General features: G+C 56.1%; 12 protein-coding genes. 5 read left to right on the forward strand and 7 right to left on the reverse strand.

Annotation, left to right across the window (positions count from 1 at the left end):
* Positions 1-104 precede the first annotated feature (104 nt).
* The gene (locus AABB92_RS11505; protein ID WP_046289353.1) at positions 105-1010 is read right to left on the reverse strand and encodes a DMT family transporter; all 906 of its coding nucleotides are present in this window, start codon (positions 1008-1010) and stop codon (positions 105-107) included.
* Positions 1011-1621: 611 nt separating this feature from the next.
* Between AABB92_RS11505 and lplA the strand changes: the two genes are divergently transcribed.
* On the forward strand, positions 1622-2638 hold the full coding sequence (lplA, locus tag AABB92_RS11510) for a lipoate--protein ligase (RefSeq protein ID WP_031374431.1): 1017 nt from the start codon (positions 1622-1624) through the stop codon (positions 2636-2638).
* A 38-nt stretch (positions 2639-2676) separates the two neighbouring features.
* Here the strand turns inward: lplA and gap are convergent, their stop codons facing one another.
* From gap to AABB92_RS11525, 3 genes are all read right to left on the reverse strand, one after another.
* Positions 2677-3678, reverse strand: coding sequence for a type I glyceraldehyde-3-phosphate dehydrogenase (gap, locus tag AABB92_RS11515; RefSeq protein ID WP_046289315.1), 1002 nt, complete (start codon positions 3676-3678; stop codon positions 2677-2679).
* 335 nt (positions 3679-4013) lie between these two features.
* Positions 4014-4226 (reverse strand): transcription antiterminator/RNA stability regulator CspE, encoded by a 213-nt coding sequence (gene cspE / locus AABB92_RS11520; RefSeq protein ID WP_031374430.1) that lies wholly within the window; start codon positions 4224-4226, stop codon positions 4014-4016.
* A 430-nt stretch (positions 4227-4656) separates the two neighbouring features.
* Entirely contained in the window at positions 4657-5856 is a 1200-nt protein-coding gene (locus AABB92_RS11525; protein ID WP_227021901.1) for an MFS transporter, read from the reverse strand.
* 274 nt (positions 5857-6130) lie between these two features.
* Here AABB92_RS11525 and AABB92_RS11530 point away from each other — a divergent pair, with 274 nt between their 5' ends.
* Positions 6131-7183, forward strand: a complete 1053-nt coding sequence (locus AABB92_RS11530; RefSeq protein ID WP_161797055.1) for an FUSC family protein — start codon at positions 6131-6133, stop codon at positions 7181-7183.
* Between the two features lie 45 nt (positions 7184-7228).
* Here the strand turns inward: AABB92_RS11530 and AABB92_RS11535 are convergent, their stop codons facing one another.
* The 3 genes from AABB92_RS11535 to AABB92_RS11545 all read right to left on the reverse strand — a co-directional run bounded on the left by AABB92_RS11535 (position 7229) and on the right by AABB92_RS11545 (position 10283).
* Entirely contained in the window at positions 7229-8776 is a 1548-nt protein-coding gene (locus AABB92_RS11535; protein ID WP_082097614.1) for a UbiD family decarboxylase, read from the reverse strand.
* A 10-nt stretch (positions 8777-8786) separates the two neighbouring features.
* Complete coding sequence (locus AABB92_RS11540; protein ID WP_031374426.1) at positions 8787-9188, reverse strand: SRPBCC family protein; 402 nt, start codon at positions 9186-9188, stop codon at positions 8787-8789.
* A gap of 201 nt (positions 9189-9389) precedes the next feature.
* A complete protein-coding gene (locus tag AABB92_RS11545) occupies positions 9390-10283 on the reverse strand; it encodes an ABC transporter six-transmembrane domain-containing protein (RefSeq protein ID WP_031374425.1) in 894 nt (297 codons plus the stop codon).
* A gap of 95 nt (positions 10284-10378) precedes the next feature.
* Between AABB92_RS11545 and AABB92_RS11550 the strand changes: the two genes are divergently transcribed.
* From AABB92_RS11550 to AABB92_RS11560, 3 genes are all read left to right on the forward strand, one after another.
* On the forward strand, positions 10379-10954 hold the full coding sequence (locus tag AABB92_RS11550) for a TetR/AcrR family transcriptional regulator (protein ID WP_031374424.1): 576 nt from the start codon (positions 10379-10381) through the stop codon (positions 10952-10954).
* 479 nt (positions 10955-11433) lie between these two features.
* Entirely contained in the window at positions 11434-12819 is a 1386-nt protein-coding gene (locus AABB92_RS11555) for a diaminobutyrate--2-oxoglutarate transaminase (RefSeq protein WP_176035905.1), read from the forward strand.
* Positions 12820-12833: 14 nt separating this feature from the next.
* Positions 12834-14300: a pyridoxal phosphate-dependent decarboxylase family protein gene (locus tag AABB92_RS11560; protein ID WP_031374422.1), complete on the forward strand. Its 1467-nt coding sequence runs from the start codon at positions 12834-12836 to the stop codon at positions 14298-14300.
* The last annotated feature ends 17 nt before the right edge of the window (positions 14301-14317 follow it).

Below are 14317 nucleotides of genomic sequence, written 5' to 3' on the forward strand. Positions count from 1 at the left end.
AAATGATCAAACTTTCGCCGCGATCACAGTTCATCCGGCTGGATAGCGCCTCGATCGGAAAACGCGATCGCGGCGAGGTTTTAGCTGAAGTAATCGGCAAGGTGTTAAGAGCTGGCGTTAACAATCCGGCTGCGGCGAAAGCGGTAACGCTCATACAGCACTGAATAGAGCCCGCCGAGCACCACCAGAATTGCGCCGATGACGGTAGTGGATTCAGGCAGATTCCCCAGCAACAGGTAACCCACCGCCACCGACCACAGCAAAGTGGTGTAATCAAACGGTGCCAGCAACGAGGCTTCGGCGTAGCGCAGACTTAAGGTCATCAGAATCTGCGTGATGCCGCCCAGCAATCCACAACCCACCAGCAGCAGCAGTTGCGATCCGTGCGGTATTTTCCAGCCGCCTATCAGGGTGATCAGCGAGGTTAAGGCAGTGGTCACCGCGAACCAGAAGGCGATTGCGCCCGGCTTCTCTTTCCCATTGAGAAAACGTATCTGCACCAGCGCGCAGGCGGTACAAAACGCCGCCATCAGCGCCAGTAAAATCCCGGCAGAAGCGGATAGCGAGAAGCTGGCATTGAATGACAGATGTCCGGAGAACATCACCATGATGCCACTGAATCCGGCCACAACCGCGACCCAGCGATGATGCCGCACCTTTTCACGCAGCAGCAGCGCCGCCAGTAGCACGGTAAACAGCGGAGCCGCATAGTTAATCGCGGTGGCATCGGTCAGGGAGATATAGAGCAGCGACAGGTAGCTGAAATAGAGGCCGCCGGTGCCCGCCAGACCGCGCAGGAAATGCCCGCGAACATTCCGGGTGCGGATGCCGTCCAGTACGCTGCCCTGCACCCGCAACCAGATCATCAGCGGCACCAGCGCCAGCACCGATCGGAAAAAGATCACTTCACCGACCGGAATAGCGCCATCCAGCCCTTTTACGCAGGCCAGCATCAGCGTCGAACTTAACGCAGCCAGGATTTTCATCACTATGCCAGCAGAGGCATTGATAACGGCAGGCACCTATCGGGACGAGTAAAATAAGCAGCATTATCAGTGCGCTTAAGCGACGTGAACCTCAATATTGGCATAATGGCGCACCGTGATGTGCCGGGATTGGCTGGCAGACGGCATTTAATGTTTTTTTACCGCTGCCGGACAGCATGAAGAATTCACGCGGCCTGGATTAGGGTGGTGGGTAGAAGGGAAAACGGCTTCAGGGTGAGCGGTGTTCTGAGGTTGGGTTTATTGATCGGAACAGGCAATACCCGCTAAAAAGCAATAATTGCGTCAGGCTGAAAACGGCGCGATGGCCATCGCAGCTGCCAGTTCCCTGATACCGATATCCGCATCTTCAATCATAGCGGAAATGATTCCACCCGCTTGCGGAGGATTATGCATTGTCATCAGTGATCATCCTCATCATTCAGCAGGTTAGCGTCACCGACTCTGAACTCAAAGGTGATGCGCCAGTTTCCCGTAACCGTAGTCGACCAGCATGCAGAATATACCTTCCCGCTTCTGCCGGAACGCGCGTCCGCTTAATGTCGCTACGCTCTGCTGTTACACTGTGTCATCTGCCTGACAGCCGGGCGCCCTCTCTTAAGGAACGGGAGTAATTGATGTCCTCGTTACGTTTATTGTTATCTGAGTCGAACGATCCCTGGTTTAACCTGGCGGTGGAAGAGTGCATTTTCCGTCAGATGCCAGCGACCCAGCGGGTACTGTTTTTATGGCGCAATGCGGAAACCGTGGTGATCGGCCGAGCGCAAAACCCGTGGAAGGAGTGCAATACCCGGCGTATGGCAGAGGATGGCATCCGGCTGGCCCGTCGCAGCAGCGGTGGCGGCGCAGTGTTTCACGATCACGGCAACTGCTGCTTCACCTTTATGGCCGGTAAACCGGACTATGATAAGAGCGTTTCAACCGCAATTATTCTGCGTGCGCTGGCGAAACTGGGCTTGCCGGCCGAAGCGTCAGGACGTAACGATCTGGTGGTCAGCACCGCCGACGGACTGCGCAAGATATCCGGATCGGCTTACCGGGAAACGCCCGATCGCGGCTTTCACCACGGCACCATTCTGATCAACGCCGATCTGTCACGGCTGGCAGATTACCTTAATCCCGACGTTAAAAAATTGCAGGCCAAAGGCATCACCTCGGTGCGCGCCAGAGTGGCGAATCTGGCGGAGTTAAGCCCTGGTATCAGCTATGAGGCGATTTGTGCCGCGGTGACCGAAGCCTATTTTGAACATTTTAATGCGCACTGCGAGCCTGAGTACATCTCACCGGCAGCGCTGCCCGATCTGCCGGGCTTTGAACAGCAGTTTGCCCGCCAGAGCAGCTGGGAATGGAATTTTGGTCAGGCACCGGACTTCTCGCATCTGCTGGATCAGCGGTTTAGCTGGGGCGGCGTTGAGATTCACTTCGACGTTGAACGCGGTGTTATCTCGCGCTGTCAGATTTTTAGCGACAGCCTCAATCCGACGCCGCTGGAAACGCTGGCGCAGCGGTTACAGGGCATCGCTTACCGGCCGGAGGCGCTGGACGAGGTATTGATTCAGCTCAGCGCTGATTTCCCGCAACAGCAGCAGGAACTGAATGAATTGCAGCAGTGGCTGGTAGCCAGCCTGCGTTAAAGGCGAAAAAGGCCGTTCCTGAGAACGGCCTGACCGGCTTAAAGATTGACGAATTTGTGCAGCACCCGCACCAGCTGAGTGACAAAGCCATATTCGTTGTCATACCACGAGACGGTTTTAACCAGTTGCAGATCGCCCGCTTCACTGATTTCAGTCTGGCTGGCATCAAAAATCGACCCGTATGGCAGGCCAATCACATCGGAGGAGACAATCGGATCCTCGGTATAGTTAAACGACTCGTTGTTTTCGCACGCCTGCTTCAGGGCGGCGTTTATCTGGTCGACCGTCACTTTCTTCTCCAGAATCGTCACCAGCTCGGTGACCGATCCGGTTTTGGTCGGCACGCGCTGCGCATGCCCTTTTAGCTTGCCGGCCAGTTCAGGGATCACCAGACCAATCGCCTTCGCCGCGCCGGTGGTATGCGGAATGATGTTCTCTGCCGCCGCGCGCGAGGCCCGGAAATCTTTGCCGCGCGGCCCGTCCACCAGCGCCTGAGTGCCGGTGTAAGCATGGATGGTGGTCATGGTGCCGACTTTGATGCCGAAACTGTCATGCAGCGCTTTCGCCATCGGCGCCAGGCAGTTGGTAGTACAGGAGGCAACCGAAACAATGGTGTCTTCAGCGCTGAGCGTGTCGTGGTTGACGTTAAACACAACGGTCTTCATCTCCCCCGCTGGCGCGGAGATCAATACCCGTTTCGCCCCCGCATCGATATGTGCCTGAGCTTTTTCTGCTGAGGTATAGAAGCCGGTACACTCAATCACCACGTCTACGCCCAGCTCGCCCCACGGAATGTTGCGCGCCTCTTTCTCGGCGTACACGGTGATTTTTTTGCCATCCACCTGCAGCGCTTTGTCACCCGCCTCAACGCTGAACGGAAAAGCGCCGTAGTTGGTGTCATATTTCAGCAGGTAGGCCAGCATTTCTGGCGAGGTTAAATCGTTGATGGCAACGATTTCAACCGCTTCCTGCTGCTCAAGAATGCGTCTGAGGACCAGACGGCCGATACGTCCAAAACCATTAATGCCGATCTTCTTCATTTGGATCTCCAGCATGTCAGTATGTCAGGGGTTTTTGTCACGTGTTCAGCATCAGCGTAGTCAGGGGCGCGCCGATGTTATGGGCTAAAAATAGCATCAGACCAGGCTGAAGAAGGGGCAATCTATGCGCCGGAGAGGCAAATGGGTAACAGCAGAGAGAAAGATGCAGAACAGAATAAGTCAGCGGAGATAAACACAGCCATTATTATAATTTCAGGGCGGACTAAAAAAACAAAAAACCCGCACAAGGCGGGTTCTGTTAATTATCAATTTCAGGCTTATCTGCTCAGGTTATTACCGTCATCGCGATTGTAAGCGTAATTGACAATTAAAATTTACAGCGGGCTGACGTTAGCTGCTGATGGGCCTTTGGCGCCGTTTTCAATAGTGAATTCGACCTGCTGACCTTCATCCAGAGTTTTATAATCGTTACCCTGAATTGCAGAGAAATGTACGAATACATCTTTGCTGCCATCCTGAGGAGAGATAAAACCAAAACCTTTACCAGCGTCAAACCATTTTACTAAACCAGTCATTTTATTAGACATCGATACTTCCTTAATTTATGAGCCACTAAGTGGCGAAGATGGCCTGTCTTTCAGAGGGATACTTACTCGGCACTTAGGAGGAGACTCACGAAGAAGGGGTATCTTTTGATATCGCTTGCACTGAGGACTGCTTTACTAAAACTGCTTTCATAAGGTCTGTGTTCCAAACCGATGACGCTATTAAGCCACGCCTCACCGCTTTTATCAAACACTATTTTAATTTAATTTTAACATCCAGACGTCCGGAGCGCTTTTAATCGCAGCGTTATGTTTTTCAGGCGGGGAAATTTGCGCTTCGCCTGGCGGAAAAATAAAGCGATGCGCCGGAAAAATAAATAACCCGGCGCGGGATAATACCGGGAAATAAAAAAGCTGAAATAACGCGCAACGATAAACTCACTCATCCCTCGTTGCGCTTCAGATGCGGGGATTACGCCGGTTCAGGCTGCTGTCGTGCGGCATGACGCGCCGTCACGGTAAACACCATCAGACCGGCAATCCCCAACGCCACGCCGACCCAGGCGGTTGAGATCCAGCCATAACCCAGTGACACGGTCAGCCCTCCCAGCCAGGCACCCATCGCGTTAGCAATGTTCAGCGCTGAGTGGTTCATCGCTGCCGCCAGCGTTTGCGAATCATTGGCAACGTCCATCAGGCGAATCTGCAGCGACGGCAGCAGCACCGAACAGGTGCCAATCAGGAACGTTGCCAGTAATCCGGTTGCCACATGTTGCACCAGCAGGGGGAAGGCGGCCATCACCAGCACATTCCACAACAGCGTCCAGCCAATGATATTCAGTACCGCACCGTCAGCAAGCCGTCCGCCCACCAGGTTGCCGATAATCATCCCCAGTCCGAACGCCACCATTGCCCACGGAATCAGCGCAGCAGACATTCCGGCCAGGTTGATCAGCGTCGGCGCAATATAACTGAAGATGGCAAACATACCGCCAAAGCCTACCGCGCCCACCAGCAGCGTCAGCAGCACCTGAGCATTTTTCAGCGCACCCAGTTCACGCAGCGGATGCGCATCCGCATCGCCTGGGGTGTAAGGCACGTAGCGCCCAATCAGCAGACAGGTCAGCAGCCCAATCGCCCCGACAAAGGTAAAGACCACGTGCCAGCTGAACAACTGCCCGATCCACGAGCCCAGCGGTACGCCAATCAGGGTCGCGACCGTCAGCCCGAGCATCAGTGACGCCAGCGCCCGTCCACGTCGTTCGATCGGCACCAGCGAGGCGGCCACCAGTGATGCCACGCCAAAGTAAGCACCGTGCGGCAGGCCGGTCAGAAAGCGCGCCACCAGCAGTCCGTGATAGCTTTCAGCCATGGCGCTGGCGACATTCCCCAGGCTGAACAGTGCCATCAGGATCAGCAGCAGTGACTTGCGCGCCATTCGTGCGGCGAGCACGGCAATCACCGGCGCGCCCACGACTACGCCCAGTGCATAGCTGGCGATGGCGTTACCGGCCTGCGGCTCAGTGATCGCTAATGAGCGTGAGACGTCGGGCAGCAAGCCCATCATGATGAACTCGCCGGTGCCGATGCCAAAACCTCCCAGCGCCAGTGCCAGCAACGCCCAGCGGGCAAAGCCGGCAGCGTCGGTTTGACGATTATTTTTTAACAACATATTTTCCCAATGGATTGAACAGATAACAGAACCGCAGAGCCGGATAACGGGCACCCCGTCGCCCGGTAAGCGCGGGCAGACTATAGAAAGGAAGAACCGCCTTAGCAACCCGATAATGTGACACAGCGCACGCTTACCCCGGTCGTGAACCGCTGTTGCAGCCGCCGCTGCTCTCCAGCCAGCGGTAAAAATCTGGCTGACAGATGAGATCTGGTTCACACTTTTGTCAGCGGCAATGTTGCCATTGGGATTCAGATCAGGGAAATGCCGTGACGTGAACAGCACTCAACAACTCAGACATGACATGCGATTAGCGCTCTGCTGTGTGCCCGCTATCCTGATAATTTTTGGCATTGGCCTCGCGACCCAGCATCTCCGGGAAGCCAGCGTGATGGCCAGCGGTGCACTGCCGCTGGCGTTTGGTGCCAGTAAAACCTGGGAGGGATCGTCAGCAAAATTACTGCTGGCGACGCTGCTCAGCCTCGGGCTGTGTGCATTTTTCGGTGCGCTGACCGGCAGCCTGCTGCTGTTTATCAGCGGTTCAATGCTGTTCGCCGCTGGCTATGCGGTAATCAGCGGCATTAACGGCACCGCCGGCTGGGTGGTACAACAGTCGGCCATCGCCTGGATGATTTCCGGTTATTTTCCGGGCGACATCAGTCACGCCGCCAGCCGCGCCGGGCTGGTAATGCTCGGCGGTACGGTGCAGCTGATGCTGATTTGCCTGCTGGTGCGCAGCGGGGACTTCCGGCTGCAATCGCTGACCCGCTTTACCTGGCGCAGCGCTGTCCGGCGGCTGAAACACGCCTCGCGGCCCAAAATACATCTGCGCTGGTCGGTGGTGTTTGCCGTCATCGCTATGGGCACGGCGCTGCTGACGGTTCATCATTTTTCGCTGCAGAACGGCTACTGGACCGGCATGACCCTGCTGCTGTGCCTGCGCAGTCTTTTTCGTGAATCACTGCTGCGGGTACCCGCCCGCACCCTTGGCACGCTATCGGGTTGCCTGGCGGCAGGCATTCTCAGCCACAATGTGCATCAGCCTGCGCTGCTGGCGGCGGCATTTATCCTGTCAGCGTACATCGCCTTCACGCTCTCTTACCGGCTGGCGAACGGCTCCTATTTTGTTTTTACCTTCTTCGTCACGCTGATGGTCGTGCTGATGATTTCGCTCACCGGTCTGGTGCAGGGTAACGTGGCGGAGGATCGTCTGCTGGCAACCGCCATCGGCAGCGGCTTCGCGCTGGCCGCGATCCTGCTGACCCGTCTGGCGGCAGCCATGCAGGCGAAGCTGAGCGGAAAGGCGGATTTCGAGACGCTTTACTGAAAGTAACCCGCCGTGAGTCAGCGGCGGGTTACAGCTGGTGGCGGATTAATGCGGGAACAATGAGGGTGCCCACAGGCTGGGATCGACCTCAGCAAACCGGGCGCGAATGAAATGCGGTTTGAGTTTAAACGGCACGGTACAGTCAAAGATGGTTTTGGTGGTGGTCCCTTTGTCGCTGATGCGCGGATCGTAAAACGGTTGCTGGGAAGGATCGAGCACATGCCCGGCCACGCCCGGCACAAACAACGTATCCAGATCGCCGACAAAGCGGGTCTGCATCGCCCACATCACGTCATCGGTATCAAACAGATCGACATCCTCATCCACCAGAATCACGTTCTTCAGTTCGCGGTAGACCGCCAGTGCAATCAGTGCCGCCTGGCGGGTCATTCCGTCATCACCGGCATTGCGTTTCGCCACCTGTAGCACCGCCAGAAACTTGCCGCCACCGGCACTGTGGGCATAGACGTTTTTGACCAGGCCGGGCAGCGCATCTTCACATTGCAGATAGATACTGGCCTCAGTGGGGATACCGGCAAGGCTGACATGCTCTTCGCCCGGCCCGACCAGGGTCTGCAATATCGGCTGGCGGCGGGTGGTAATCGCTTTGACCTTAATCACTGGCAGCGACGGATTGGCCTCGCCGGTGTAGCCCGGAAACTCCGGCATCGCTTTGCCGCTGTGGGTGTGCTGATCTTCCGCCACCCGCACGCCTGGCAGGATCTCGCCTTCTATCACTATCTCGGCCCGGGCGATGGCGCGCTGGTTTATCGTCAAACAGTCGACCAGCTCTACCGGCCGGCCGCGCAGTCCTCCGGCAACGCACAGTTCATTGAAGCCAAACGGCGTAGTGGGCGCTTCGAACTCCGCGCCGATAGTGATAGCCGGGTCCAGTCCCATATTGATTGATACCGGCAGCGCCTTGCCTGCCGCTTCAGCTTTTTGCCGGAAGGCGTCGATGTGGCGGCCAGGCGCAAAGAAAATCGACAGCTCATCCTTACCCTGAACACATAAGCGATGAATAGTGACGTCGGTGTTATCACGGTCGTCCGGATCGCTGCCCAGCACCAGCCCGAGGCAGAAGTAAGGGCCGGCATCTTCAGTGGTATTGGTTGGTGCGGGTAGAATCTTACGCAGATCAAAGTCCGGATCGTCGGCGCGATAGACCACCTGCTGACACGGCGCATCCTTCTGCTCTATCTGCACCGGCGGAGTGACGTTACGTCGCGCCTGCGCCATCTGAATCCCCATCTCGCGTGCCGGCGCACCCAGCAGCGCGCTGACCCGTTCGCGGCTGGCCATCAGCCCCACCAGCACCCGCGCATCCGGAAAGCCTTTGATGTTATTAAAGGTCATCGCCGGGCCGATGCGGGTCGGCCGCATCACTGTCCCGCCGGCACCGATATAGCGGTAGACGCCCGCCAGTTCGGCAATCGGGTCGACTTCGCGATCGGTCTCAATATAGTGACCCGGTAACGTTTGCAGCAACGCGATCGCCGAGCGCAAATCATTAACCGGCGGCACCTGCCAGCCCTGAGGATGCGGATCGCCAGGTTTAACTTCGTGATAGGTGGTCGGGCGTTTTTGCGGCATGATTCACTCCTTATCGGGATTCAACCCAGCTTTTCAGATGCTGTAACACCTCACCCCAGCGGGTATTGCAGAACGGCAGATGCGGATCGCGATCGGACCAGCCACCATGACTGAGCGCCACAATGGTTTGATCGGGTCCGAAATCGGCCAGCGTGATACGCAGAGTTTTTCCCGCCGGGCTATCCGGCTCGTCAACCGAGACCTGCACCAGTTCCTCGTCCGGCACCAGTTTTTCGGTTCGCCAGCTGATATGGGCGTGCGGATTAGGTCGCAGAGTCAGAATTTCGCCCGCGGCAATCGTTCCTTCAACCACACCCAGATGCCAGCTGGCGAGTTGGGTGATATCGGTTAAGGCGGCATAGACCCGGCTGCGTGCAGCGGTGATTTTGATGGCGTGATGAAGCGTGATCATATGAACTCCCCGAACAGCGTGTAAAAGCAGTCGCAGAAAGTATATGTGTCAATCAGCAGCACGGTTTGTCCTGGTTAGTCCTCTCCCGCTTCGCACCGCCTGTCAGCGATGTCAGCCCCGACGCCACGCAGGCTGGCAGGCCGGGTAAGGTTTGAGTCAGTAAATGTAACCATTCACTGCACCAGGCTTTCCCCGCGCCGCTTATAGCTCGCCGGTATTGACCCGGCGGCCAATATCCCGCAGCTGGGAATATTTCTCCAGCAGCTGCGGACCGTCATCCAGGCTCATGGCAAACATCCACATATAGGTCATCACCGAATAGAGGTGCCCGGCCTGAATATTGCCGCGACCGGACATGGCGAAAATGGTCACGCCAAACAGCAGCGCCGCGACGCTGCCTATCGCCAGATAACCCAACGCTTCCCGATCGGATAAGCGAATACGCAGGCTGGCCAGCACCTGATAGTGACGTCCCAGCGCCGAAGGGCTGGCATCACCAACCAGCTGCACCTCTTTTTCCAGCCGGTTATTCAGCCGACCAAATAACGCGTCGTTTTTACGGGTGAAGCCGGGCAGGAAGCAGGCGAAAAACAGCAGGATCGCCAGGCAGCCCGCGCCGGTCCAGAACTCAATCACCAGCAGCATCACCGCCGCCCCGCTCATTGACGCCAGCGAGGTGATCAATACCGGCAAATGCTTCTCAAAAAAGTCGACAAATTCGCGTGACAGCGCGACGCGTGCCGCAATAGTCGAGGCGTTATGTTGCTCGTGTCGCTGCGCCACAATCACCGGCACCGCCAGTTCGGCGTAAATACGGGCGAAGGTGCGGGTATCAACGCTGCGCCGTGCGGCGCCGATCGCCCACATGATAAACACCATCACCGCATACAGCAGCGCATGCCACGCCTGGCCGGTCACAATGGCATTGATAGCAAAGCCAGCCAGCAGCGGATACAGCAGGTACATCACATTTTCAGCCACCACCAGCAGCAGCGTGAGCATGAGTTTTCGGCTGTGTCGGCGTCCGAGCTTTTTTAATGTCAGAATAGCGCTGCGTGCGGCAGGTACCGGCACGAGGTTTTTGGCGGAATACATAGAATTATTTTCTGATAAGATGAGTCTTGAGCGGTTGCTCAAAATCGAAAGGCAGTGTATTTGAGCAACCGCTCAAAGTCAACGAGAGAGCGATGATGAAACAGTCGGCGGAAGCGCTAAGAATTAAAATCCTTGAGGGTGCAGTCGCACTATTTATTGAGAAAGGCATCGGGAAAGTGACCACCCGGGAATTAACCGAATCCGTGGGGATTTCACGCAGCCACATCTATCACTATTTCAGCAACTGGCAAACGCTGTGTCTGGCGGCGCTTGAACGCTTCATGCATAACGAGTTTGCGCACTTTTCCGCGATGCTGGCGGCCGTTCCGCCGCCGCAGCGCCTCGGGCTGTTGTTTGAAAGCTATCTGCCCAACTCGCCCGATGCGGTCTGGCAGCTTTACGCTTCGTTCTGGCAACTGGCGAGTCATAATCCGGCTTATGCGGCGCTGGCGGAAGAGATGACGGCAAAATGGCAGGGGCTGATGGAGAGTCTCATCGCTGCTGAGGTCGAAAACGGCACGCTGCGCGTAACCGATGTGGCACGCACCGCACGACAGCTGAGTGCCATGCTCAATGGCTATGCCGATCTGCTGACCATCAATCCTTCCGCAGCCAAAGCCGGTGAAGCACTGGACGATTTGAATCATTTTGTCGGACAAATGCGCGGATAACGTCCTTTTAACCGTTGCGGTTAACGCCAGCAAAGTGGGTCATTTTTAATTAATTGTTAATAAAAGGTTTAATATTTTAACGAATTGACTGGCTGACTGCGATTATTTAAACCGCCCGACAAAGCGACAATAATGCCGGCATTTCTTTTTTTAGCGGCGCTTTTTCGAATAGCGTTTTCCCGCCGAAACAGCTGTTTACACAACTGGTTATCCCTTACTGCCAGCCCATGAAACCGGGTAAATCCGTGTTTTTACGTGCTTTATTAAAAGCCCCTGAACAGATCCCGGCTGATAAAAACGCTCATAAAGCAACCAAGCCGTTGATAAACAAAGCAAATAATCCGTAAACCGGCGATAAAATTAATCATTGAGTCGGACCTTAAAAACCAATATATTGGCCGCGTTTTATCTACAGCCATTACTTTTTTTATTCATTTATTCAACTGCGACGTTACACCCGTCCCGGTTGTAGGAGAGATATGATGACGGATAAAGTCCGTATTGATAGTTTGAATGCGCAGACCTTAAACGGAAACAATGAAACCTATTTAGCCCGTCAGGCTGAATTTGAATCAAACGTTCGAAGTTACCCACGCAAATTGCCGTTCGCGATTGCGAAAGCACAAGGTGTCTGGATCACTGACGTCGAGAATAATCAATATCTTGATTGTCTTGCCGGTGCCGGAACGCTGGCATTGGGCCATAACCATCCAGACGTTCTGCAGAGTATTCAAAATGTCATTACCAGCGGCTTGCCGTTACATACGCTCGATTTGACTACCCCGTTAAAAGATGAGTTCTCTGAGTACCTGCTCTCTTTACTGCCGGGCCAGGGCAAAGAATATTGCCTGCAGTTCACCGGTCCGTCTGGCGCGGATGCGGTTGAAGCGGCTCTGAAACTGGCGAAAAAGCACACCGGTCGTTCCGGTATCATCAGCTTCTCGGGGGGTTATCACGGTATGACCCACGGCGCGCTGTCGGTGACCGGCAACCTGTCACCGAAAGAAGCCGTCGACGGTATGATGCCGGAAGTGCAGTTCATGCCGTATCCGCATCTTTATCGCTGCCCACTGGGCCTTGGCGGTGAAGCGGGCGTTAAAGCGCTGACCTACTACTTCGAAAACCTGATCAACGACGTTGAGAGCGGCGTGCGCAAACCAGCAGCGGTGATCCTCGAAGCGGTTCAGGGTGAAGGCGGCGTTAACCCGGCGCCGGCGGAGTGGCTGCAGCGCATCCGTAAAGTGACCCAGGAACATGGCATTCTGCTGATCCTCGATGAAGTGCAGGCTGGTTTTGCCCGTACCGGTAAGTTCTTCGCCTTTGAACACGCCGGCATTGAGCCGGACATCATCGTAATGTCCAAAGCGGTCGGCGGCGGTCTGCCACTGGCGGTGCTCGGCATTAAGAAACAGTTCGATGCATGGTCTCCGGGTCATCACACCGGCACGTTCCGCGGCAACCAGCTGGCGATGGCAACCGGTCTCACCACCCTGAAGCTGCTGAAAGACAATAACATTGCTGACAAAGTGGCGGCGCAGGGCGAGTGGCTGAAAGGCAAACTGGGCGAACTGCAACAGCGTTATCCGGTGATCGGTAACGTGCGCGGCCTGGGTCTGATGATCGGCATCGAGATGGTGAAACCGGACGAAGCCGCCGATCACATGGGCAGCTTCCCGGCCGATGGTGAACTCTCGGCGCTGGTACAGAAGAAATGTTTCGAAAACGGCCTGATTCTGGAGCGTGGCGGTCGTCACGGTAGCGTGCTGCGTCTGCTGCCGTCCCTGCTGATCACCAATGCAGAACTGGACGTGTTTATGGATAAATTTGAAAACGCCCTGCTGTCAGCTGGCGTGAAACCAGTTTGAGTGGAGTGAATGCAATGTCCCGGTTAAACCCGATTCTGGCGGCCTCAGCACAGAGCACCGAGGCCTACCAGCAGGCGATTGCCCAGAGTAGCGCGGCGGTCGTTAAGTGGCTGGAACAACCTGAGATGTATCAGGGCAAAACCGTCGCTGAGCTGCGTGAACGTATTACGCTGGACTTCAATCCTCAGGGCCTGGGTAACCAGGCCGCGATTGAGCGTGCCATCGAGTACTTCCTGAAAGACAGCCTGTCAGTGCATCACCCACAATGTGTGGCGCACCTGCACTGCCCAAGCCTGGTGATCAGCCAGGCGGCAGAAGTGTTGATCAACGCCACCAACCAGAGCATGGATTCGTGGGATCAGGCACCTTCCGCCACCATCATTGAGATGAAGCTGATCGAGTGGCTGCGTACTCAGGTGGGTTACCAGCCTGGCGACGCTGGCGTGTTCACCAGCGGCGGCACCCAGAGCAACCTGATGGGCCTGATGCTGGCGCGTGATGCCTGGTTTGCCCGTCAGGGACATTCGGTACAGCAGGATGGCCTGACCGGCGATCTGAAAAAGATCAAAGTCTTCTGCTCTGAAAACGCGCACTTCTCGGTACAGAAGAATATGGCGCTGCTCGGTCTTGGCTATCAGTCGGTGACGTTGGTTAAAACCGATCGCTTCGCCCGCATGGATCTGGACGATTTACGTCACAAGCTGGCCCAGGCTCAGGCCAACGGCGAGCAGGTGCTGGCGATTGTTGCGACCGCAGGCACCACCGATGCCGGTGCGATCGATCCGCTGCGCGAGATCGCCACGCTGGCGGCGGAACAGCAGATCTGGGTACACGTCGATGCGGCCTGGGGCGGTGCGTTGCTGCTGTCCGAACAGTATCGCGACTATCTGGATGGGATTGAGCTGGTGGACTCCATCACGCTCGACTTCCACAAGCAGTTCTTCCAGACCATCAGCTGTGGCGCTTTCCTGCTGAAAGAGGCGCGTCACTATGAGCTGATGCGTTATCAGGCGGCCTACCTGAATTCAGAGTTTGATGAAGCGCAGGGCGTGCCGAATCTGGTGTCGAAGTCGCTGCAGACCACCCGTCGTTTTGATGCACTGAAACTGTGGATGGGTCTTGAAGCTCTGGGTCAGAAACAGTATGCCGCGATCATCGATCACGGCGTGACGCTGGCGCAACAGGTTGCTCAGTACATTGAGCAGCAGGCCGCGCTGGAGCTGGTGATGCAGCCGCAGCTGGCGAGCGTGCTGTTCCGCTATCGCCCGGCCCATCTGGCGCACCTCAGCGACGCGGAAATCGCGCTGCTGAATCAGCGTATCGGTGATGCCCTGCTGGAGTCTGGCCGCGCCAACGTCGGCGTTACCGAATTCAACGGCGTCACCTGTCTGAAAATGACGCTGCTGAATCCGACCGTCACGCTGGAAGATATTCAGATCCTGCTGACCCTGGTGGAAACCACTGCACAGCAGCTGGTGTAAGTTACCGGTTGTTAAAA

The sequence above is a fragment of the Pantoea brenneri genome (genome assembly GCF_038594305.1).
GTDB lineage: Bacteria > Pseudomonadota > Gammaproteobacteria > Enterobacterales > Enterobacteriaceae > Pantoea > Pantoea brenneri.